22 protein-coding genes and 2 tRNA genes are annotated in these 20,858 nt (G+C 56.3%); 2 read left to right on the top strand and 22 right to left on the bottom strand.

The genetic code is table 11. The annotated features are described in order from the left end of the window. From VLV32_04500 to VLV32_04485, 4 genes are all read right to left on the bottom strand, one after another. Nucleotides 1–1,166 (bottom strand): efflux RND transporter periplasmic adaptor subunit (locus VLV32_04500; protein HUL41149.1); only part of this gene is annotated, 1,166 nt, incomplete at its 3' end. A gap of 14 nt (nucleotides 1,167–1,180) precedes the next feature. Continuing rightward, on the bottom strand, nucleotides 1,181–2,692 hold the full coding sequence (locus VLV32_04495; GenBank protein HUL41148.1) for an efflux transporter outer membrane subunit: 1,512 nt from the start codon (nucleotides 2,690–2,692) through the stop codon (nucleotides 1,181–1,183). A 560-nt stretch (nucleotides 2,693–3,252) separates the two neighbouring features. After that, on the bottom strand, nucleotides 3,253–3,636 hold the full coding sequence (locus VLV32_04490; GenBank protein ID HUL41147.1) for a nuclear transport factor 2 family protein: 384 nt from the start codon (nucleotides 3,634–3,636) through the stop codon (nucleotides 3,253–3,255). A gap of 172 nt (nucleotides 3,637–3,808) precedes the next feature. Beyond that, nucleotides 3,809–3,946: a hypothetical protein gene (locus VLV32_04485; GenBank protein ID HUL41146.1), complete on the bottom strand. Its 138-nt coding sequence runs from the start codon at nucleotides 3,944–3,946 to the stop codon at nucleotides 3,809–3,811. A 1,250-nt stretch (nucleotides 3,947–5,196) separates the two neighbouring features. Here VLV32_04485 and VLV32_04480 point away from each other — a divergent pair. After that, nucleotides 5,197–5,727, top strand: coding sequence for a hypothetical protein (locus VLV32_04480; protein HUL41145.1), 531 nt, complete (start codon nucleotides 5,197–5,199; stop codon nucleotides 5,725–5,727). Between the two features lie 315 nt (nucleotides 5,728–6,042). Here the strand turns inward: VLV32_04480 and VLV32_04475 are convergent. The 15 genes from VLV32_04475 to VLV32_04405 form a co-directional block, all read right to left on the bottom strand. Continuing rightward, nucleotides 6,043–6,119: transfer RNA gene (locus VLV32_04475), tRNA-Pro, on the bottom strand. A 21-nt stretch (nucleotides 6,120–6,140) separates the two neighbouring features. Further along, nucleotides 6,141–6,500, bottom strand: coding sequence for a MerR family transcriptional regulator (locus VLV32_04470; GenBank protein HUL41144.1), 360 nt, complete (start codon nucleotides 6,498–6,500; stop codon nucleotides 6,141–6,143). After that, nucleotides 6,484–6,786 carry an integration host factor subunit alpha gene (locus VLV32_04465; GenBank protein ID HUL41143.1) on the bottom strand — a complete coding sequence of 101 codons (303 nt, stop codon included), beginning with the start codon at nucleotides 6,784–6,786 and terminating at the stop codon, nucleotides 6,484–6,486. The genes VLV32_04470 and VLV32_04465 overlap by 17 nt, the downstream gene beginning before the upstream one ends. Before the next feature lie 10 nt (nucleotides 6,787–6,796). Beyond that, on the bottom strand, nucleotides 6,797–9,154 hold the full coding sequence (gene pheT / locus VLV32_04460) for a phenylalanine--tRNA ligase subunit beta (protein HUL41142.1): 2,358 nt from the start codon (nucleotides 9,152–9,154) through the stop codon (nucleotides 6,797–6,799). A 73-nt stretch (nucleotides 9,155–9,227) separates the two neighbouring features. Then, nucleotides 9,228–10,214 carry a phenylalanine--tRNA ligase subunit alpha gene (gene pheS, locus VLV32_04455; protein HUL41141.1) on the bottom strand — a complete coding sequence of 329 codons (987 nt, stop codon included), beginning with the start codon at nucleotides 10,212–10,214 and terminating at the stop codon, nucleotides 9,228–9,230. A gap of 49 nt (nucleotides 10,215–10,263) precedes the next feature. Next, nucleotides 10,264–10,623: a 50S ribosomal protein L20 gene (gene rplT, locus VLV32_04450; protein HUL41140.1), complete on the bottom strand. Its 360-nt coding sequence runs from the start codon at nucleotides 10,621–10,623 to the stop codon at nucleotides 10,264–10,266. Between the two features lie 9 nt (nucleotides 10,624–10,632). Next, a complete protein-coding gene (rpmI, locus tag VLV32_04445; GenBank protein ID HUL41139.1) occupies nucleotides 10,633–10,830 on the bottom strand; it encodes a 50S ribosomal protein L35 in 198 nt (65 codons plus the stop codon). Nucleotides 10,831–10,932: 102 nt separating this feature from the next. Beyond that, nucleotides 10,933–11,463: a translation initiation factor IF-3 gene (gene infC, locus VLV32_04440; GenBank protein ID HUL41138.1), complete on the bottom strand. Its 531-nt coding sequence runs from the start codon at nucleotides 11,461–11,463 to the stop codon at nucleotides 10,933–10,935. A 12-nt stretch (nucleotides 11,464–11,475) separates the two neighbouring features. Continuing rightward, nucleotides 11,476–13,392, bottom strand: coding sequence for a threonine--tRNA ligase (gene thrS, locus VLV32_04435; protein HUL41137.1), 1,917 nt, complete (start codon nucleotides 13,390–13,392; stop codon nucleotides 11,476–11,478). A gap of 56 nt (nucleotides 13,393–13,448) precedes the next feature. After that, nucleotides 13,449–13,525 (bottom strand) — tRNA-Val (locus VLV32_04430). Nucleotides 13,526–13,598: 73 nt separating this feature from the next. After that, on the bottom strand, nucleotides 13,599–14,330 hold the full coding sequence (locus VLV32_04425) for a hypothetical protein (GenBank protein ID HUL41136.1): 732 nt from the start codon (nucleotides 14,328–14,330) through the stop codon (nucleotides 13,599–13,601). 105 nt (nucleotides 14,331–14,435) lie between these two features. Then, nucleotides 14,436–15,821, bottom strand: coding sequence for a phospholipase D-like domain-containing protein (locus tag VLV32_04420; protein HUL41135.1), 1,386 nt, complete (start codon nucleotides 15,819–15,821; stop codon nucleotides 14,436–14,438). Nucleotides 15,822–15,991: 170 nt separating this feature from the next. After that, complete coding sequence (locus tag VLV32_04415; protein HUL41134.1) at nucleotides 15,992–16,639, bottom strand: hypothetical protein; 648 nt, start codon at nucleotides 16,637–16,639, stop codon at nucleotides 15,992–15,994. A gap of 169 nt (nucleotides 16,640–16,808) precedes the next feature. After that, nucleotides 16,809–17,003, bottom strand: coding sequence for a hypothetical protein (locus tag VLV32_04410; protein HUL41133.1), 195 nt, complete (start codon nucleotides 17,001–17,003; stop codon nucleotides 16,809–16,811). Between the two features lie 24 nt (nucleotides 17,004–17,027). Further along, the gene (locus VLV32_04405; GenBank protein ID HUL41132.1) at nucleotides 17,028–17,174 is read right to left on the bottom strand and encodes a UBP-type zinc finger domain-containing protein; all 147 of its coding nucleotides are present in this window, start codon (nucleotides 17,172–17,174) and stop codon (nucleotides 17,028–17,030) included. Here VLV32_04405 and VLV32_04400 point away from each other — a divergent pair. After that, nucleotides 17,109–17,297, top strand: coding sequence for a hypothetical protein (locus VLV32_04400; GenBank protein ID HUL41131.1), 189 nt, complete (start codon nucleotides 17,109–17,111; stop codon nucleotides 17,295–17,297). The genes VLV32_04405 and VLV32_04400 overlap by 66 nt on opposite strands. Before the next feature lie 79 nt (nucleotides 17,298–17,376). Here the strand turns inward: VLV32_04400 and VLV32_04395 are convergent, their stop codons facing one another. From VLV32_04395 to VLV32_04385, 3 genes are read right to left on the bottom strand one after another with little or no spacing between them, the layout of a single operon-like run. Next, nucleotides 17,377–17,922: a thioredoxin domain-containing protein gene (locus VLV32_04395; protein HUL41130.1), complete on the bottom strand. Its 546-nt coding sequence runs from the start codon at nucleotides 17,920–17,922 to the stop codon at nucleotides 17,377–17,379. A gap of 35 nt (nucleotides 17,923–17,957) precedes the next feature. Further along, nucleotides 17,958–20,168 carry a xanthine dehydrogenase family protein molybdopterin-binding subunit gene (locus VLV32_04390; GenBank protein HUL41129.1) on the bottom strand — a complete coding sequence of 737 codons (2,211 nt, stop codon included), beginning with the start codon at nucleotides 20,166–20,168 and terminating at the stop codon, nucleotides 17,958–17,960. A gap of 18 nt (nucleotides 20,169–20,186) precedes the next feature. Continuing rightward, nucleotides 20,187–20,642 (bottom strand): (2Fe-2S)-binding protein, encoded by a 456-nt coding sequence (locus VLV32_04385; protein HUL41128.1) that lies wholly within the window; start codon nucleotides 20,640–20,642, stop codon nucleotides 20,187–20,189. Nucleotides 20,643–20,858: the final 216 nt, after the last annotated feature.

Here is a 20,858-nt window from a genome sequence, read left to right as displayed (position 1 = left end):
GATTTTGCGCGCGCATCGGCGCCGGCATCCTGCGACTGGAATACGTCGGTCGCATAACTCGGCGTGTTCTGGGCAAGTTGCGGCAGGCGCGCGCCTGTGCGATTGTGCGTGTCGACATTCACCAGCATCGACAATCCGATTTGCAGCGGGTGCGCGGCGAGTTCCTGAGGATCGAGCGCAATGCGCACAGGCAAGCGCTGCACGATCTTGATCCAGTTGCCGCTGGCGTTTTGCGCAGGCAGCAGCGCAAAGGCGCCGCCCGTGCCCGCGCCGAAGCCCACGATTTTGCCGTGGTAGACGACTTTGCCGCCGTAGAGGTCGGCGGTGAGATCCACTTTTTGCCCGACGCGCATGTTCGTCAGCTGGTTTTCCTTGAAGTTGGCGTCCACCCAGACCTCATTCAGCGGAACCACCGCCATCAACGGCTCGCCTTTGCTCACGCGCTGGCCCAGCTGCACGGTGCGCTTGGCAACGAAACCCGATACCGGAGCGGGGAGCGTGGTGCGCGCATAATCCAGATAGGCCTGGCGCACCTGCGCAGCGGCGTTTTGCACATCGGGGTGGTCCTCGATGGTGGTGCGGTCGACCAGGGCGCGGCTTGCGGCAAGCTTTTGCCGCGCCGCTTCCAGATCGGCTTGCGCGGCCTTTACCGCATCGCGCGCGTGGCCGATGTCTTCGGTCGATACCGCTCCCGAACTTGCCAGCTGTTCGCGGCGCGCCAGATCGGCGCGGGCCTTGGCCAGATCGGCTGCGCGCGATGCAATATCGGCATCGTACTGCGCGCTGGTCGCGAACAGGTTGCGGACCTGGCGCACCGTCTTCGCCAGATGCGCATCCGCCTCGTCGAGCGCGACTTTGGCATCCGCCGGATCAAGCTGCACCAGCATCTGGCCGGTTTTGACGAAACTCGTATCGTCGGCGTCGATGGCGATGACGGTGCCGGAAACTTGCGGCGTGATCTGCACCACGTTGCCGTTGACGTAGGCATCATCGGTATATTCGACATAGCGCGCAACCAGGAACCAATAAACCCCGTATCCGATGCCGGCTAAAGCAAATACGCCGATTACCAGGGCAAGAAGCTTTTTGCGCTTGCCATTGCCCGGCGCAGGCGCCGGGGGTGCGGGCGTTTGCGGTTGTTTGGCGTCAGTAGGCTGATTCTCCATGAGAGCACCTTCGCTTATTTGAGCGAGCCAAGAGTAGGCGCGGAGGCTCGGACGTCGTAGCCTCCGCCCAGCGCGCGAATCAGGTTGATCGAGAGATCGAGTTCGCGCGCGTTGAGATCCGTGGCAAGGCCTTTCTGTGCCAGAACCTGGGATTCGGCCGAGAGCACCTGCAGATAGTTGCCCACGCCGCCCTGGTAGCGCAGCAGCGACAGGTCGTAGGCGTCCTGCGCGGCGCTCAAAGCGATCTGCAGCTGTTGGCGCTGTTCGTCCACGGAGCGAAACGAATCAAGCTGGTCGACGACTTCGCGCAGGGCGTTCACCAGCGTCTCGTTATATTGCTCAACCGCGATGTCAAAATCAGCGTTCTTCTCAGATAGATTGGAGGTCAGCCGCCCGCCGGTAAAAATCGGCAGGCTCACTGCCGGGCCGACACCGACGACTCCGCTGCTGGTTTCAAGGAATTTCCCCAAGCCGAGACTCTCCAGCCCGACGAACGCCGTGAGGTTGATGTTCGGATAAAACTCGGCTTTCGCGACATCGATATCCTTGCTCGATGCTTGCACGCGCCAGCGCTGGGCAATCACATCGGGCCGGCGTCCAATCAGATCAGCGGGCAGATTCGTGGGCAGCGCCACCGCGCCCAGCTCCTGCGGCTGCGGGCGCGCGATAACGAGGCCGCGGTCGGGACCTTGCCCGAGCAGCGCCGCCAGCTGGTTCTGGGTGAGCTGGATGGTTTCATTGAGTGCGGCGATTTGCTCGCGTGTCGCCGGCAGGGCGGACTCCGCCTGCTTGAGCTCGAGCCGGGTGTCAAGCCCGGCGGCAACGCGGTCCCGCGTCAGATCCAGAATATGCTGGCGCTGCTTAAGCGTCTCGTTAGCGACATCGAGCTGATTATATGCGTGCTGCAGCTCGACGTAGGCATGGGCGACGCTCGCGGATATAAACAGCCGTGCGGCGTAGGCGTCGACTGCCGCGGCTTTTGCCTGGTCGAGCGCGCTTTCATAGGCAGAGCGGTTGCGGCCCCAGAAGTCAAGGTCGTAGCTCAAATTCACCGCCAGCCGGTTCTCCGAGCTCCAGTGTCCGGCGAACGGCGGGGGCACTACGCCCCGTTCCGAAAAGCGCTGCTCCGAAATCGTTCCCCGGCCTTCGATTTGCGGAAAGCGCGCCGCGCCCGCAACGCCGGCCAAAGCCAGAGCCTTGCGCACGCGCGCCTGCGCGGCTTTCAACGAAGGATTGCCGGAAAGCGCTTCTTGCACGAGTCGGTCAAGTTGCGGATCGTTGAAGCGCGTCCACCAGTCGGTTGTGGGCCACGCCGATTCAGACCGCGGGACGCCCCGCAGCGACTTTGCGCTTGCGAGGTCGTCGATATCACCCAGCCGCGCTTGCGGCTTGAGATTGTGCATGCTCGCGCAGCCGGTCGCACACAAGGCGGCAACTAGGACAACGAAAATGGATTTGCCGCGGTTGCCTTGCCCCGCGCATTCCTTATGCAGGGTAATTATTGGAATCGTATAGGAATTATTCATGAGGCGCTCCCAGATGTTACAAACGTTCGAAGCGGTAGGGGCCATGCCATTGGCAAGAAACACGGGCAGGTATATTGCGCCGCACTGAAGTCAATCTGGGCCAGTTCCTAATCGAGCGCATCGAGTTATGAAACGTCGAGCCGGTGTCTCGCACTGTCGCGAATTGAGTTGCTAGAATCGTGCCATTAACAATTGCGTGCGCGTTAACGCCTCTGGCACATTTCGTGATCCACATCCTACACGTGCCCGTCATTGATTCTTCGGAGTTTTGAGCGCCGGTGCGGTAACGGGGATTGTATAACTATACTATCGCGAACTTTAGGTTCATGGATAAAAAAACCGGATAGCTTGCCAAATCGCGAAAATTCGCGAGTAACCCCACTGATCGACAATCAGCATGTTCATGCGTTCAATCGATATCTCTGAAAGATGCGCTGAAGCCCAGCGCCCTTGGACACGATCACCGCCGGCAGGTGCAGCAATCAGCAACTGTCCGCCGCATTCCGCAGGACCTGACAAGACCTCGCCGCTCTAGAATCAGTCTCGGCTACTCTTCTCGTTCAGGCGCTGATTGGCTCGACCAATCCCTCGCGCCCCTCGCTTGGATCGAATCGCTCGCAAAAGTATTGCGTCTCGTGTGCAACTTTCCCGTCCCTGAATTCCATGATGCTGACGGTATAGAACGGCCGCTCATCATAAAAGAGAATATATTCAGTGACCCAAAGGTCGCCTGCACCGATAATTCTCCGAATCTCGAAGCGTTTCTTACTTGGCTGTGTAGTGCGGTTAATTTGAATGTTGTGCCGGCCGCGAAAGCGTTCGCCCGATTGCGGATAATCCAACACGGCATCGTCGTGGTAGATGCCATGCTCGACCTCGAGGTCATTGGCGTTCGAAGCGGCCCAGTGCTGATCTAAAGCAGATCGAATGTGCTCATTTTCCACGGTCCCTTTCCTCCTTTGCAGCCGAGTGCACTTTGAGTTTGGCGGTTGTGCTCCGTCTTCACGGTTTTTCAGCTCTGCCGAGAACTCTGCCGAGCTTTGCCAAACGGCGCCGTTACCGTGCCGGTCATGATGAAATATACCGGCGCCAACATTAGTTTGATGATCGTCATAATTAACCTCCACGTAACGAGTACAGACTGTAGGCGAGTTGGTCAATCTCGTCGTGTGGGGTACTGTCGACCGCCCGTGAATTCACCCATCCCCTCTCTACGGTGGCGTACGCGGCGATGATGTTGGCTACACTGTTCATGACTTGTTGACCATTGACCCGCCCGTACTCGCCAACACTCGTTAAGATTGTTCTTATTTGTCACGGTCGCGTAAAGTGGTTACCTGATTTTTGTATCGGAACTAGTGTTTGTGTGGCTCCCTATGAAACTAGCAAGAACAAGCACGATAAAAAGAGTACCGGCTATTGCCTCGAATGACACTAGAAATTTGCCCATGGGATCGCTGGGGAAGAAGTCGCCGTAACCCACCGTGGTTATAGTTACTACCGAAAAATAAAGAGCGTCCGCCGGTCCGGAAAGTGGTCCAGTCGCTGAGCGTATTGACCCCGCCCAAAGAAATAGCGCGGCAAAACCGAGGATCATTGCAAAGTAATTGATTATAAGAAATATCAAAACGCGATTGATAGAGCGCGGGGGCTCCGGGCTGTATCGTTCGACAAAAATCATACACAGTGGGTAGTTGTAAATCTCGACGAGAAGGTAGCCAATGAGAACCGCGTACCAGCAGGATGGGGACGCGAAGAAAAGAAGGACACCCAGAAAAGAGAAACGCGCTACAACGTAAACTTCGGTCAAATTCGATTGTGTTTCTTTGTGTTTAGCTAGCGCGATCAGCAGGCTCGGCGATAGTATCCTTATAAGCAGAAAGAAAGACATGACGGTCTTCTCAAGGTAAGACCGGGGCAAAGCATTCACCTTGAGGGGGGGATATTTGTTCCTCCATATTCTTGCGATGAGCTGGCAATCCTCGCAACAAGTCATGTCAGATAATGCCAAATTGTCAGATTAGGTCAGTTTTAAGCCGCTATTGTGCGCGTACTGTTCGCGTGAGCAAAGATGGGTTTGGTTATATGGATTCTTAATGTAAATTGTTGAGCTACCCCTGATTTTACGGACACCTCGAAAAGGGTCACAATTCTGTGATTGAGGTGTTTTATGGGGAAACGTCGGCAGTTTACCAAAGAATTTAAGCTTGAAGCGGTGCGGTTGCTTAAGCAATCCGGTCGTCCGGGGATGTAGATTGCCCGTGAGCATTGTTGTTTATTTTTCAAGAATCGCGGCGGCTTGCCAAGCGGCAAATGGAGCGCTTGTAACAAGTTAAATTGCGCGGTCCCATGGCAGCCGATCCGATCACCGCGGCAAGGAAAAAGTGAACCATCAATTTGCCGGCACAATTTGGCAAACTCGTTGAAATGCGCAGCGGGATTCCTTTAGTAGCAATTATGAAGTAGGTCAATCAACTATGGCACGCAATTCTTTAATATGGCCTATGTTTCTGGCCTTAATTGCCGGTTGCACTAACACGCCGGTCAAACCGGGGGAGGAAGACGTAACCCTTGACCAACATCTGCCGCTGCGCCTGGCGGTGTATATGAGCCCGGAGGACTATGCGTTGCAGATCCAACATTACTACAATCCCCGAATTCACTTCGAATCACCTCGTTGGACCGAAGAAGGCAAATTGGTCCGCAGCGCCGCGCTTGCCGCATTTGCCCCGCTGGTCGAACAGGTTTTGCCGCGCGATGAGATGCCCATGCCGGACTTGATCATCAGGGTCAGAGGCAACAGCTTCTTTAATCCCGGTTCTCAGAATTTTTATATCGATGTAAGTGCGGCCTGTTATCTTCCAAACGGCAAAGAGATTGGATCGTTTCAAGCTAAATGGGTGGCCAAGACCGTTATAATTTTCCATGAACGGGAACTTGAGAAGGGTTATGTGGCCGCATTTCAGGACATCGGGAGACAGCTACTGCAAAGTGGAACCATGAGCGATGCAATGCGCCAACGCGCGACAAATTAATGCATTGATGGCCTTACTGATGCATGGGCACTCGGGCATGCTGCGAATCCGGGTAAGACAATCACATCCCCGGTTTATTATCGCCAGCAAAGGAGCGTACAAGCAGTCAGTGGGAAGATCTGCGTTGGGTCGATTGCCGACACTGAGCGGCGGGTTGCAAATCCGGGTTAGCGCACGAAAGGGCGATGTCCCGGGCTTCTAGGGCGTCCGATTAGCGTTATGGTGGTTGATGAAATGCAACTTTTATTTTGTGTACCAAACTGTGTACCAAAATAAAAGCTTGCTGCAGGAGCAATTAGCAACAAGCTGATATATTGGTCGGGGCGGTGAGATTCGAACTCACGACCACTTGCACCCCATGCAAGTACGCTACCAGGCTGCGCTACGCCCCGAGATCGGGAATTATAACAAAACTAGTGCTCCAGAATTTCCAGCACGCTTCTGATTTCGCGGCGCAACAGATCGGTATCCAATTTGCCCTGCGGGACAGATTTTTCGGGAAGGACTGCAATTGCGTCGAGGCGGCTGCGCGCCCCATTGATGGTGAAACCCTGTTCGTAAAGCAACTCGCGGATGCGGCGGATCAGCAACACTTCATGATGCTGGTAATAGCGCCGGTTGCCGCGGCGCTTGACGGGCTTGAGCTGGGTGAACTCCTGTTCCCAATAACGCAGGACGTGAGGCTTGACGCCACACAGTTCACTGACCTCGCCGATAGTAAAGTAACGCTTCGCCGGTATCGGCGGCAGCGTTTCTTTACGATTTGCTTCCATGGTAGCTTTTTTCTACCAGTGCCTTGAGCTTCTGGCTGGCGTGGAATGTTACGACGCGTCGTGCGGTAATGGGGATTTCCTGTCCGGTCTTGGGATTTCTGCCTGGCCGCTGCGGTTTGTCCCGCAGCTGGAAATTGCCGAAGCCGGACAGCTTGACGCTGTCTCCCTTTTCCAGTGCGGCGCGCACTTCCTCAAAAAACGATTCCACCATATCCTTGGCTTCTCGCTTGTTGAGGCCGACTTTTTCAAACAGCAAATCAGCCAACTCGGCTTTTGTGAGTGTCATAATTCCCCCCTTAAATACGTAACTTAGCGTGGTATTGTTGTTGCAGGACGTGCAATAATCGCCCGACGGCCCCCTCGACCTCGGCATCAGTCATTGTTTTTTGAGTATCTTGCAATAACAGGCGGAATGCAAGGCTTTTTTTACCAGAATCAACACCTTTGCCTTGATAAAGGTCAAATAGCTCGATTTCGGTAACCTGAGGCGGTTTTTTGGCGCGCAGTTCGTCCAAAATGGACTGCACGCTGATCCCCGCGTCGATCGTTACCGCAATGTCGCGCCGCACCAGCGGAAATTTTGACACTTCCGCGGTCTGCGGCAAGGCGCGGGCGGTGAGCGCGTCAAGTTCCAGCTCAAATAGAACGGGTGCCCGGGGCAGCTGGTACTTTTGCTGCAACTTGGGATGGAGCTCCCCAAGCCATCCCACCCGGCGATCGCCAAGCCATACTTGCGCTGACCTTCCCGGATGCAATGCCGGATGGTCAGCCTTCATAAACCGTGGCGTAACAGGCCAGAACAGCCCCTCGACGTCGCCTTTTAAATCAAAAAAATCGACCGGGCGTGCAGGAGCGCCCCATTGCTCGGGGAGCACATCTCCGTAAGCAAGCGCCCCAAGCCTTTCCGGCTGCGCGTACTTGCCTTTGTCGGCAACGAAGCAACGGCTGATTTCAAATACGCGGATTCGCGGCTGCTTGTGGCTTAGGTTGAAGCGCAGGCAGTCAATCAGACTGGCGGCCAAGCTTGAGCGCATCACACTCATATGGGCGGCAAGCGGGTTTTTAAGGCGCACCGGGTCCGCACTGGCACAGAAATCCAGTTCCCATTGCGCGTCCACGAAACTGTAACTGATGATTTCCTGGTAATCGCGCGCGATCAGCATCGAGCGAACGGTAGCAACATCGCGCCGGAGCTCGGAATCGGCAAGCATGTTCTGCACGGCTTTGGGCAATGTGGCCGGGACTGCTTCGTAACCTTGTATTCTGGCCAACTCCTCGATTAAATCTTCCTCAATCGCGATATCGAAGCGATAGCTTTGAGGCGTGACGCAAAACGCCTCGTCGCTCTCCTCAAACTTGAATTGCAATCTGCGCAAGACGTCGCGCACCTGCTCCCGATCCAGCTTGACCCCCAAGAGCCGCTGCGCGCGCGCCAGTCTAAGCGTTATTGGGTCGCGCCGGGGTAAAGCGTGAGCCGCTTCGGTTACGGGTCCCGCTTGCCCGCCACAAATCTTCAATACCAGCTGTGTTGCGCGTTCCAGAGCGTCGCGCGTCACTGCAAAATCCACTCCGCGCTCAAAGCGCTGCGAGGATTCGGTGGCAAATCCCAAAAGGCGCGGTTTTCCCGCAATCGCTTCGGGGCTAAAAAACGCGCTTTCAAGAAATATGTCGCGGGTCTGTGGTCCGACCGCGCTCTGCTGCCCACCCATAATGCCGGCCAGCGCCAACGGCTTTTGATCGTCGGCTATCACCAGCAGCGCATGCATCAACGCCAGTTTTTGGTCGTTGAGGAGCACCAGTTCCTCTCCATGGCGCGCATAACGCACCGTGATGCCGCCTTTAATACCTGCGACGTCGAAAGCGTGCAGCGGCTGGCCCATTTCCAGCATCACAAAGTTGGTAATGTCCACGATCGCGCCCAAGCTCCGCACTCCGCTTCGTTCCAGCCGGCGCTTCATCCACGAAGGCGTAGGTGCGGCCGGATCAACCCCGCGCACGATTCTGCCGCAGTAACGCGGACACGCTTGAGGTTCGACCACTTTGACTTGCAGAAAGGCGTTGCTTTGCGCCGGCGAAGGCATGATCCGGTCAATTTTCATGCTGCTTCCGGTAATGGCCGCCGCCTCGCGCGCCACGCCGATGATGCTTAAGCAATCGGCACGGTTGGGAGTCAGTTTGAGTGTAAATATTGCGTCATCGAGCTCAAGGTATTGACGAATGTTGGTGCCCACGGGTGCATCTTCAGGGAGCACCATCAGCCCCGCGCTATCCTCCGACAGACCCAATTCGCGGGCGGAGCAAAGCATTCCCGAGGATTCTTCGCCCCGCACTTTTGTTTTTCTGATGGAAAGACCCGGGAGGTTGGCGCCTTCCACAGCACAAGGCGCTTTTATTCCCGCTTTCACGTTCGGCGCGCCGCATACCACGTTGAGCACGGCATCGGAGCCCACGTTTACCTGGCAAATGCTCAGCCGATCGGCGTCGAAATGCTTTTTGACCGACATCACTTGCGCCACGACCACCTTGTCAAACGCCGGAGCAACGGGCTCCAGTATCTCCACTTCCAGTCCCGACATGGTAAGCAGCTCCGCGAGCTCGGCGCTGGTCACTGGCGGATTCACAAAAGTGCGCATCCAGTTTTCAGAGAATTTCATACTAAAACTGTGAAACGCGAAACGTGAAAAGTGAAACGCACGAGCTTAATCTTGTTTTCTTCGCGTTTCACTTCTAATTAAACTGCTTTAAGAATCTCAAGTCATTCTCGAAGAATAATCGTAAATCGCGCACGCCATATCGCAACATCGCCAACCGGTCGGGGCCCAATCCGAACGCGAATCCCTGATATTTTTCGCTGTCGATATTGACGTAACTAAATACGTTGGGATGCACCATGCCGCATCCGCCCAATTCCAGCCAGCTGTCACCAAAGCTCATGTCCACTTCTGCCGACGGCTCGGTGAACGGAAAAAACGATGGGCGGAAGCGCACCTTGATATCTTCGCGCTCGAAAAATTTCAGCAGAAACTCGCGCACCACCCCTTTTAAATCGGCGAAGCTTACTTGCTCGTCCACCCACAGCCCTTCGACCTGATGGAACATGGGCGAATGGGTCGCGTCGGAATCCACACGGTAGACACGACCGGGCGCGATAATTCTCAGCGGCGGCTTGTGCTTTTCCATATAGCGGATCTGAATCGGTGACGTATGCGTTCTGAGGAGATGCTTGCCGTCGTCCAGATAAAACGTATCGTGCATCGAGCGCGCCGGGTGATTTTCAGGCTGGTTAAGCGCGGTGAAATTGTAATAATCGGTTTCGATTTCCGGCCCGTCGGCAACGATAAAACCCATCGACTTGAAAAGCGTCTCGATGCGCTCCAACGTTCGAGTTACCGGATGCAGACCCCCCACTCCAAGTCCGCGGCCCGGAAGCGTTACATCCAGCGCATCCTGCGCGAGCTGGGCCTCCAGCTTGCGCGCTTTGAGCTCGTCCCTCCTTTGTTCGAGAGCCGTTTCCAAGGTTTCCTTGGCCTGATTGATGCGTTGGCCTTGAGCCGGCCTTTGGCTTGCCGGCAGCTTGCCCAAACTTCTCAACAGTTCGGTCAGCACGCCGGATTTACCAAGATAGCGTGCTTTGGTCTGCTCAAGCGCAGCGGCATCTTCCGCACGCTTAAATTGCGCTAACGCTTCCTGGAGAATGCCGTCAAGATTCTTCATGCAGATAATTACAACGGCAGGCTGGCGCCCAATTTAGGCTCACCCGGCATTAGGCGCTATGACTGGCTTTTGCTTGTTCTGCGATTTTCGCAAATGTTGGCTTGTCGAATACCGCGATATCAGCAAGCACTTTGCGATCCATCTGTATCGCGGCTTTTTTCAAACCGTTCATAAACGAACTATAGGACATGCCGTGTTCGCGCGCCGCGGCATTGATGCGCGCGATCCACAACGCGCGGAACTGACGCTTGCGCTGCCGGCGGTCCCGATATGCATACTGGCCGGCCTTCATAACCGCTTCTTTGGCGACCCGATAGACGTTTTTACGGCGGCCGCGGTAGCCCTTCGCCTTGGCGAACAACTTCTTGTGCCGTGCGCGTGCCTCTACACCTCGCTTAACTCGTGGCATGGGCTTTCCTCACGAGTAGGGCAACATGGCGCGTACCGACGCTTGGTCGGTGTGACTTACGCCGGTTGTGCCGCGCAGTTGGCGTTTATTCTTGGTGGTTTTTTTTGTGAGAATGTGGCGTTTGAATGCTTGCGAGCGTTTCAGGCTGCCGCTTGCGCGGATTTTGAAGCGCTTCTTGGCGCTACGCTTGGTCTTCATCTTGGGCATTGCTGTTCCTCTTTAGATTGGCGCTTGGTGATTCCCTAAGGGAATGCTTGCAAGACCAAGACGCCACTTGTTTTGGCCGTAACTGGTCGTTACTTCGATTACTTACTTTTTCTTGGGCGACAACACCATCACCATCTGCCGCCCTTCCATCTTAGGGAACTGCTCCACCACCCCGTAGCTGTCGAGATCGTTCTGTACGCGCTTTAAAAGCCGCGCGCCGAACTCCTGGTGCGCCATCTCTCTGCCGCGGAAGCGCAGCGTCACCTTGGTCTTGTCCCCATCTTCGAGGAAACGAATAAGATTTCGCAGCTTGATCTGGTAGTCGCCTTCATTGGTGCCGGGTCGAAACTTGATTTCCTTGACCTGGATTTGCTTTTGTTTGAGCTTGGCTTCGTGCCTTTTCTTGGCTTCGCGATACTTGTATTTGCCGTAATCCATCAGCCGGCACACCGGCGGTTTGGCAAGTGGCGCGATTTCCACCAAATCTGTCTCTGCTTCATCCGCCATGGTGTTGGCGGCTGATATGCTTACGATGCCAATCTGCTCGCCTTTGGTGCCTATCAGGCGAACCTCGGGCGCTGTTATCTCCCCATTGATCCGCAGCTCTTTTTCCTGAGCGATAAAATCCTCCAAGCCAATGAATAATTAAGCCGTGCCACCCTTTTGCGATATCTCGGATTGAAGGCGTTCAACGAACGCCTGCAAAGACATCTGACCCAGGTCCTGGCCGGATCGGGTTCGCACGGCAACCCTTTGCGCCGCTACTTCCTTGTCGCCAACAATGATTTGGTAAGGCAGCTTTTGCAAACTATGCTCCCGGATTTTATAAGTTATCTTCTCATTTCTCAAGTCGCACTCAGCGCGCAAGCCTGATTTCCTAAGCTCTTCCTTGACGCTCTGCGCATAATGCGCCTGCCCCTCGGAAATGTTCATGACTATTAGCTGCACTGGAGCCAGCCATGGCGGCAATGCACCGGAATAGTGCTCCAGCAGGATGCCGATAAAACGCTCCATTGAGCCCAATATCGCGCGATGCAGCATGACTGGCACCTGTTTGCTGCTGTCTTGCGCGATGTAGCCCGCGCCAAGGCGCCCCGGCATCGAAAAGTCCACCTGAATGGTCCCGCACTGCCATACCCGCCCCAGGCAATCCTTTAGCGCGAATTCGACTTTCGGTCCATAAAAGGCGCCCTCCCCGGGGTGTGTTGAAAAAGAGACTCCGGCTGCGCGCAAGGCAGTGTCCAGTGCCTTTTCGGCCTTGTCCCAGGATTCATCTGCGCCTACGCGCTTCACGGGCCGGGTGGAAAGCCGGTAGATGATCTCGTCAAATCCAAAATCGGCATATACCTTTTGCAAAAGGGTGATGAACTGCGCGACCTCCGGCAGAATTTGATCTTCGGTGCAGAAAATATGCGCGTCATCTTGAGTAAAGGCGCGCACGCGCATCAAGCCGTGCAGCGTGCCGGAGGGCTCATTACGGTGGCACGATCCGAATTCCGCCAGTCGCAGCGGCAGGTCGCGGTAGCTTTTTAGCCCCTGATTGAATATCTGTATGTGCCCGGGGCAGTTCATGGGTTTCACTGCGTAGTCGCGCGATTCGGAGCGCGTCGTAAACATGTTTTCGCGGAACATTTCCCAGTGTCCGGATTTCTCCCAAAGGCTGCGGTCCAGAATGTGCGGACTTCCGACTTCCTGGTAGCCGCTATCGCGGAATACGGCGCGCATGTATTGCTCGACGATTTGATAGATTACCCAGCCTCTCGGATGCCAAAAAACCATGCCCGGCGCTTCCTCTTGCACATGAAACAGGTCGAGTTGTTTGCCCAGCTTGCGATGGTCACGCTTTTCAGCTTCCTCAAGTCGGTGCAAATAAGCATCTTGGTCTTCTTTTTTCGCCCAGGCGGTGCCGTAAATCCGTTGCAACATTTCATTTCTGGAGTCGCCGCGCCAATACGCGCCCGCCACACGCATCAGCTTGAACACCTTGAGTTTGCCGGTAGAGGGCACGTGGGGCCCGCGGCAAAGGTCAGTGAAGTTATCCTGTGCGTAAAGAGAAATCTGCTCGCCGTCGGGAATGGCCGCAATGATTTCTGCCTTGTAGTGCTCGCCCATGCTCTTGAAAAAGGCAACAGCCTTATCGCGCGGCATGATCTGACGCTTCACCGGAATGTCGCGCTTGGCAATTTCAACCATGCGTTTTTCGATCGCCTGCAAATCCTCGGGAGTAAACGGCCGTTTATACGAAAAATCGTAATAAAACCCGTCTTCGATTACCGGGCCAATAGTGACTTGCGCATCGGGAAACAATTCCTTAACCGCGTGCGCGAGCAAATGCGCGGTTGAATGACGGATGACTTCCAGTCCTTCCCGGTCCTTGTCGGTTACGATGGAAACTTCGCTGTCTGAGTCAATCACGGACGAGGTGTCCACCAGCCTGCCGTTGACTTTTCCTGCAAGCGCGGCGCGCGCCAATCCGGAACCGACAGCGGCGGCAACTTCAGCTACCGTCACCGGCTTATCGAACTTGCGTTCGGAGCGGTCCGGCAATCGAATAACAGGCATATGATTGAATCCATAAAATACAAAGTGCGGCAGCGCCGCACTTTAATTTTAAATTCTGGTAGGCGCGATTGGACTCGAACCAACGACCCCCACCATGTCAAGGTGATGCTCTAACCAGCTGAGCTACGCGCCTAATGGAACCTCTAATTCCAAACATCGAGGTTCACGCAGATTCTAGCCGAAACACATGAAGCGTTCAAATTGCATCAGTCGACCACTGTTGCATCGCGCGCTTTGGATTTAGCCATTTTCCATAAAATCCAGACGCCAAAAGCAATCGAACCCCACATCGCGAGAAATGCCATCAAGCGGGTAAACGAGGCAAATCGCGTGTCCCAGGCAAGCAGATGCAAATGCGACAGCATGTAATGCCAATCGTGAATGATTTCACCACGGCCCAATGAAACGAGCGGCAATTCCTGCGCCCGGGCGTCACCGATGTAGGTAGCAACGTTGTAAAGGTTGGTGGATAGCCACGCACCGCAAACCGAGAGCGCGAAATAATCCGGCTGGCGCAGGAACATGACTGCGGACGCCAACGGCGCCGCAAGCTGCAGAATGGTTCCTCCGGCGACCATCAGGAACTCGCCATCGAAACGGAACACCAGGTGCCCCATTTCGTGAATGCCCAGATTCAAGCCACCGAACAGACTCGTGTACAGCGGATCGCGAATGTGTTCAATTCCCACCCAGGCGAGCCAAAGCAGAAACAGCGCGCGCCAGTACCAGATTTTACCCTGGCACCAGTTTTCGATATCGTCGCGCAGCGCCAGCAAAACACCGTCCTCCTGCTCGGTCTCGGCGACATAGTGCGTTTGCTCTCCCCTAACTGCAGCTTCGACTTTGGCGTAAATCGCGCCGCAATGGGGACACTCGCCTTCAGGTGCCGTATCGCTTGGTTTTCGCTGGTAGCCGCATTTGATGCAGATTTTTTCCACGATCAATGATCTCTTTTAATCGATGCCGATGCTTCGCGACCGAAGCTATGGGCCCTGATTGCAGCGGAAGCAAGTTGACAATACCGGCCGGGCTTGTCAAGGCTTTCAAAGCTGGAACGCCAACCAGAGCACCAATCCTTCGGTCAGATCGCGCAGCAGTCCCGGCTGGCGCACTTTGTAGCGTTTGGCCTTTTCGCGGTGTCCTTCCATCCACTTCGCATAACGCTCCACATCGGTGGCGGCGTAAAACGCGACCATCAATTCGTAGTTGAGGAACAGGCTGCGCGCGTCAAGATTGGCCGATCCCACCATGGCTATCGCGTCGTCGAACACCACCGCCTTCGCGTGCAACATGTAGGGGACAAACCATATTTGCGCACCCGCCTGCGCAAGGTCGCGCAGCGCACGGTGGCGAGCCAGGTCAGCCATGCGGTGATTCGAACGTGCGGGCAGGATCAAATCTACGGTCACGCCGCGCCGCGCCGCGAGGGACAGCGCCATCAGCAACGCTTCGCTTGGCACAAAATACGCTGTCGCCGCGATGATGCGGCTGCGTGCTTTAAAACATGCGGTCACCAACAGTGCATGTATCGTGTCGTCGCATTGGTCGGGGCCCGAAGCAATAACCTGCGCGAACGGCTGCTGCGCGGATGGAGCAGCTGTTTTGGCTTCGGCTCGCGGCGAGCCGGTCGCAAATGCCCAATCACTTTCAAATAGCTCGCCCGCCTGGCGCGCCAGCGGCCCGTACAGATCAAAGCTCAGGTCTCGCCACGGTGCATGATTGCGGGTGCCTTCAAAGTATTCCGCAGCAAAATTTCGTCCGCCGCACCATAGACGGACGTCGTCCGCCACCACTAGCTTGCGGTGGTTGCGCAGATTGGTGCGGCCCTTGAGAGGTGAATGCAGCAAAGGGACAAAGGACTCGGTCTGTACCCCGGCTGCTTCGAGACCCCGTAAATCTGGCGCCCTGCTCATCATGCGGCCAACACCGTCCAGCAGCAGCCGCACCCGTATGCCGCCCCGCGCCTTGTTGATCAGGCGCTCGACCAGGGCGCTGCCTATCGCATCGCGCGCGAGGATAAAGCTGCACACATTTAAATCATGCTCTGCGCTGTCAATCAATTTCCACAGGGCCTGCAGCGCCTGCGTCCCGTCGACGTGAATATGCAGGTTTTGGTAAGACTGTACGGGCGGCTGGCCCATGGCTGCGGCCAACTGGCGCGGCCAAGTGTCATCCGAGGCGGAATTAGGCGCGGGGCGCGTCAGCAGCGGGTAGGTCCGAAAACGTACGAGTTTGCGGGTTCCTATGATCAGATAAAGCGGAATTGCGGCGTAAGGGATGAACACTATCGCCAGCACCCAGCCGATGGCGGCTGCCGGATTGCGGCGCTGCTGCAGCGTGTGGGACGCGAGCACAAAAATGAGCAGCCCCAGCGCCACCACCAAGCCGTGAAGCGACAGCAGTTCCGTCAACAGCGAGATTTTCCACATAACGTGCAAAGGCCTTACCTGCTCAACCTTCTTTTTTTACGTCAGGGCAGATTTTTCGAGAACCGAACGCTTCCGCGGAGGTGTCAACTATTTCGGCCAGACTGGTAACCCTCTTCAAGCGGTTGTTAGGCAAAATGCAATGCTGCCCGTGTTTAGCACTTCAAAGATTCTTATTGTTTGGTTTCCGATTTCTTTGCAGCTTCTTCTGCGCGATCCGCATCCTGCTTAGCCTTTTGTGCCGAAACCGCCGCGTCAGACGCCGCCTGCTTTGCGGCTGCTTCTGCGGAAGCAGCATTGTCAGCCGCGAGCTCGGCATTCCCGGCTTTCATGTTGGGAAGCTCCAGTATTATCAGTGCTTGAGATTTCGTTAACAGTTCTTTGTACATTTCGAGATATTGAGCTTCGTCGATCGCATGGTTTAGATATGCCTGGCACAAATGAAATAATCCATCCCGAAGATACTGCACGCCTTGGGATCGCGTAAACAGCATTCGAATCGAGGTCGCGAGCGTCTTCGCCGCCTCGAGCCGCGCGCTGACTTCGCCGCTCGCCTTATCAGATGCGCTGCCTTGTGCAAGCAGCGTCAAGCTACTGGAGAGCGCTTCGGCGACATCGGGGGGCGGCTCTGCGCAAAATTTGTTGTCCGGGAACTTGACTATCACCTCTCGCCGCTCGGCGGTGGTAGAAAATACGTTCATTTTGGCGTTGTTAAACCAGTTGTCAGCGTGTTCTTCGAGCACCGGTTGCTCCTTTGGTGAGCTGAACAGCGCGCACCCGGACGATGCAGCCGCAAGAAAAATTAAAAATAACGTTCGCATGATCTTGCTCCTATTCGGGAGTCGCCGGAACGAATGGAAATGTCCTGCCCGATATAAGGCAGCCCCTCCCTAAAAGGCGGCCTCATAAGACTGCATTCTGAGGAACTATCTACCCTCCCGCAAGGGCATCAACGCGCCGCATGAAATCTGCCGACACCATGACCGCGCATCAGCAAATAAGTTGACGAAGCACGTTGCCTTTGGCAAGTATTTGCTTATCCGGACCGCGCGTGTGGTCTGTCGTCGGGTCGTAGAATCCCCTTATTTTTCCTTCGACGTCTCGCAGTACTTGACTGCCATCGGCAGCGCTTTCGATGGAGCCCAGATTGTTTCCGTATGCATCCTTCAAAGTTTCTGTGGCCATAGCGCGTCTGTCGGGCTCAACAATTCAGATGTAGACGTTGTCAACGTAACACCATAACCAGTCTTCGCCCGGCTCGAATGAGCGAATAATCGGATGCTGAGTGGCATGAAAATGCTTATCCGCATGTTTATTCTTGGAGCTGTCGCAACAGCCAATATTGCCGCAAGTCATGCACATGCGCAGATGAACCCAGGTATCGCCAAGCTTAAGGCAGTCAGCGCATCCTTGTGCGTTCGGGATCACGTTCTTGGAAATCTGCGGGGTGTGTTTGCAATTGGTGGACATTTGATCTAGGTCCTTCCGTTCATTAGATTTCGATCCGCATGTAGCCAGATGTTTTCCTGTCCCCGCGCGGCGCCGTGCTCGGCAGCATCTAACGGCGAAGCTTGGTCTCTATTTCTTGGAATAACTGCTCCATTCCGAAAGAGACGTCCTGTATGACGTTATTCAAAAAAAATATGGGCGTGGATCGAACGCCGCTTTTCTTTCCGCTTTCGATATGCTCCTGCACGCGTTGCAGATGTACGTGGTCGCGCATTTCATAATCGTAGCGTTCCAGATCGAGTTCCGCTTCCGCCGCGTACTGCCGCAACTGTTTCACTTTTAGGTGGGCCTGATGCTCGAACAAAAGGTCGTGCATTTGCCAAAACTTGTGCTGCGCGCCCGCTGTTTCCGCGGACTCTGCGGCTAATTCGGCATGAGCATGCACTTCGACAAGAGGAAAGTGCCGGAACACGAAACGCACGCGGTCCCCGAAATGCTTGAGCATAATTTTTAACGCCGGATAAGCCTGACCGCAATTCGGACACTCGAAGTCGCCGTATTCTACAACGGTGATCTTCGCCGATTCAGAGCCGAGAAAATGATCCGAATGGTTTACCGGAACAACAAGCGTGAACGGTGCTGCATGTTTATTCATAAAGTATTCTCAGGTCAACGCGGTGCATGACAGGTTTAAGCTTTCTCGAGCTGACTGCCGATTGGTAACCGACGGATGCGTTTACCGGTAGCCGCGAAGATCGCGTTGACCAGCGCCGGTGCCGTGACCGCAGTGCCGGGCTCGCCGATCCCGCCGGGCGCCTCGCCGTTCCGCACCAGATACACTTCGATCGTGGGCATCTCATTCATCCGCAGCGCGCGAACGTCATTGAAGTTCGACTGTTCGACCCGGCCGTTCTTGAGCGTGATCTCGCCCCACAGCGTGGCGCCGATGCCGAAGACGACCCCGCCCTCGATCTGCGCTTTCACGGTGTCCGGGTTCACGACGGTACCGCAGTCGACGGCGCATACGATCCGCTGCACCCGCAGCTCGCCGGACGACGACACTTCCACGTCGGCGACCTCAGCGAGGTAGGTGTCCCACCCGCTGTACATAAACGCGATGCCGCGCCCGCGGCCGGCGGGGAGCTTCGCGCCCCAGCCGGCTTTTTCCGCCGCTAGATCAAGCACTGCCCTCGCACGCGGTGATTTGCCAAGCAGCGCGCGGCGGTATTCGAACGGATCGGCCTTCGCCGCCGCGGCGAGCTCGTCCATGAAGCTTTCGACCACGAACGTGTTGTGCGTGACGCCGACGCCGCGCCACCAGCCGGTGTTCAAGACCGGCTCCTCGTGGCGCACGTACTCCACCCGGATCGCAGGGATGTCGTAGCGCAATTGCACCGCCCCATCCAACGCATCGCCGTCGAGTCCGTTCTTGAACGCCGGCGGCGCCCAGCGCGCGAGGATCGACGGGCCAACGATGCGGTGGGTCCAGGCGACCGGTTTGCCGCCCGCATCCAGCCCAGCGGCCATTCGATCGTAGTAGTACGGGCGGTAGACGTCGTGCTGCACATCTTCCTCGCGAGTCCAGACCACCTTCACCGGTCCGTCAACCTGCTTGGCGATGCGGACGGCTTGGGTAACGAAGTCCACCTCGAGACGGCGACCGAAGCCATCACCCAGGAGGTAGTTGTGCACCACGACTTTCTGGAGCGGCAGGCCCGTGACCTGGGCGGCCGTCGCCTGTGCGCGGGCCAGCACCTGCGAGCCGACCCACACCTCGCAGCTGTCCGGCTTGACGTGCACGGTGCAGTTCATCGGCTCCATGGTCGTGTGTGCAAGGAACGGGTCTTCATACACCGCTTCTAGCTTTGTCGCTGCTCCCGCGATCGCCGCCGCGGCATCGCCCTCTTTGCGCGCGACCACTCCCGGCGTTTCTGCGGCCGCCGCGAGCCCCCGGACGACGTCGTCAATGCTCAGCGTGCCGTTCGGTCCATCGTCCCAGCGGATCACGAGCGCCGCCAGTCCTTGTTTCGCCGCCCACATATGGTTGCCCACGACGGCCACGGCATCGTCCAACCGCACGATCTGATGCACACCTTGGATCGATTTGGCCTTGCTGTCGTCGAGGTCAGCGAGCTTGCCACCCAATACCGGACTCGCTGCGACCGTGGCGATTTTCATCCCGGGCAGCCGCACATCGATGCCGTACTGCGCTGTGCCGTCCACCTTTGCTGGTGTGTCCAGACGCTTGGCGGGCGTGCCGATCAGCTTGAAGTCTTTCGGATCCTTCAGTACGACCTTGTCGGGCACCGGCAGCGCCGCCGCCTTGGCAGCCAGCGCTCCGTAGGTGAGAGCACGGCCGGTCACCATGTGAGTCACCACGCCTTTCTCTGCCCGGCACGACTCCGGGTCGACATTCCACGTTTCGGCGGCGGCGGCCACGAGCATGGTGCGCGCAGTCGCACCCGCGCGGCGCATCGGCAGGTACAAGCCCTTTATAGAGGTCGAGCCCCCCGTCACCTGGAAGCCGACAAGTGGATTGGCATACAGCTTGTTATCAGGCGGCGCCGCTTCAAGACTTACCTGCTGAAGATCGACTTCCAGTTCTTCAGCGATCAGCATTGGGATTGAGGTATAGGTGCCCTGCCCCATTTCGACTTGCCCCATGATCATGGTCACTTGGCCGTCCGTGCCAATGCGGATGAACGCGTTGGGAGCGAAGACATCCGCCGCAGTAGCGCCAGCCGCAACGCCGGGCCTAAACATCCCGGGCACGCTGAAGCTCAACAACAAACCCCCGCCAGCGGCAACACTTGCCTTCAGGAAGCTCCTCCGCGAAACGCCACCCTCTGGCGCGAGTCGCGTACTGTTGTTTGCTTCATTTGCCGTTGGCTCAAGATTCATGGTCGGGCTCCTGTGGAATTATGAAAGCCGCGCCGCACGCTTAATCGCAGCGCGGATGCGCACATAGGTGCCACACCGGCAGATGTTGCCAGACATGGCGGCGTCGATGTCGTTGTCGCTTGGATTAGGATTGCTCGCCAACAGCGCGGTCGCCGACATGATCTGGCCGGACTGGCAATAGCCGCACTGTACAACCTCCAGATCCAGCCAGGCCTGTTGTACTCTTTTCCCGCTCGGCGTATCGCCGATGGCTTCGATCGTGGTGATCGCTTTTCCGTTGAGCGCGACCACCGGCGTGATACAGGAGCGTGTCGGCGCGCCGTCGAGATGCACCGTACAGGCGCCGCAAAGGCCGACACCGCAGCCGAACTTCGTTCCCGTCATACCGATTACGTCGCGCAGAACCCACAGTAGCGGCATGTCATCGGGAACATCCACAGTATGCTCCCTGCCATTAATCCGAAGCGTCGTCATTGAAGTCTCCTGCTAAAAATATAGTTGCTCCCCGACCTGACGGATATTTGAGTCCAGGTCGATTTAAGATAGTTTAATGCATCTGAGCCCAAGCTATAGTTCTGCGGCCAAAGCCGATTTGAGTGAACCATCTGTTGTGATTTAGCGAATCTTTCAATCGTCAGCCATCACAGGGTTACTTAAGTAGTTGCACTAGAACACAATTATGATGTGAGT

The organism is Burkholderiales bacterium (assembly GCA_035518095.1).
Lineage (GTDB): Bacteria > Pseudomonadota > Gammaproteobacteria > Burkholderiales > JAHFRG01 > JAHFRG01.
This window is presented reverse-complemented; position numbering and strand designations above follow the sequence as displayed.

Bases quoted from the DNA above. Each gene is read 5' to 3' on its own strand.
- VLV32_04495 (HUL41148.1), bottom strand. From the start codon at position 2,692: ATGAATAATTCCTATACGATTCCAATAATTACCCTGCATAAGGAATGC.
- VLV32_04485 (HUL41146.1), bottom strand. From the start codon at position 3,946: ATGAACAGTGTAGCCAACATCATCGCCGCGTACGCCACCGTAGAGAGG.
- VLV32_04480 (HUL41145.1), top strand. From the start codon at position 5,197: ATGTTTCTGGCCTTAATTGCCGGTTGCACTAACACGCCGGTCAAACCG.
- VLV32_04470 (HUL41144.1), bottom strand. From the start codon at position 6,500: ATGGAAGCAAATCGTAAAGAAACGCTGCCGCCGATACCGGCGAAGCGT.
- VLV32_04465 (HUL41143.1), bottom strand. From the start codon at position 6,786: ATGACACTCACAAAAGCCGAGTTGGCTGATTTGCTGTTTGAAAAAGTC.
- pheT (HUL41142.1), bottom strand. From the start codon at position 9,154: ATGAAATTCTCTGAAAACTGGATGCGCACTTTTGTGAATCCGCCAGTG.
- pheS (HUL41141.1), bottom strand. From the start codon at position 10,214: ATGAAGAATCTTGACGGCATTCTCCAGGAAGCGTTAGCGCAATTTAAG.
- rplT (HUL41140.1), bottom strand. From the start codon at position 10,623: ATGCCACGAGTTAAGCGAGGTGTAGAGGCACGCGCACGGCACAAGAAG.
- rpmI (HUL41139.1), bottom strand. From the start codon at position 10,830: ATGCCCAAGATGAAGACCAAGCGTAGCGCCAAGAAGCGCTTCAAAATC.
- thrS (HUL41137.1), bottom strand. From the start codon at position 13,392: ATGCCTGTTATTCGATTGCCGGACCGCTCCGAACGCAAGTTCGATAAG.
- VLV32_04420 (HUL41135.1), bottom strand. From the start codon at position 15,821: ATGTGGAAAATCTCGCTGTTGACGGAACTGCTGTCGCTTCACGGCTTG.
- VLV32_04415 (HUL41134.1), bottom strand. From the start codon at position 16,639: ATGCGAACGTTATTTTTAATTTTTCTTGCGGCTGCATCGTCCGGGTGC.
- VLV32_04410 (HUL41133.1), bottom strand. From the start codon at position 17,003: ATGGCCACAGAAACTTTGAAGGATGCATACGGAAACAATCTGGGCTCC.
- VLV32_04400 (HUL41131.1), top strand. From the start codon at position 17,109: ATGAAAATGCTTATCCGCATGTTTATTCTTGGAGCTGTCGCAACAGCC.
- VLV32_04405 (HUL41132.1), bottom strand. From the start codon at position 17,174: ATGACTTGCGGCAATATTGGCTGTTGCGACAGCTCCAAGAATAAACAT.
- VLV32_04395 (HUL41130.1), bottom strand. From the start codon at position 17,922: ATGAATAAACATGCAGCACCGTTCACGCTTGTTGTTCCGGTAAACCAT.
- VLV32_04390 (HUL41129.1), bottom strand. From the start codon at position 20,168: ATGAATCTTGAGCCAACGGCAAATGAAGCAAACAACAGTACGCGACTC.
- VLV32_04385 (HUL41128.1), bottom strand. From the start codon at position 20,642: ATGACGACGCTTCGGATTAATGGCAGGGAGCATACTGTGGATGTTCCC.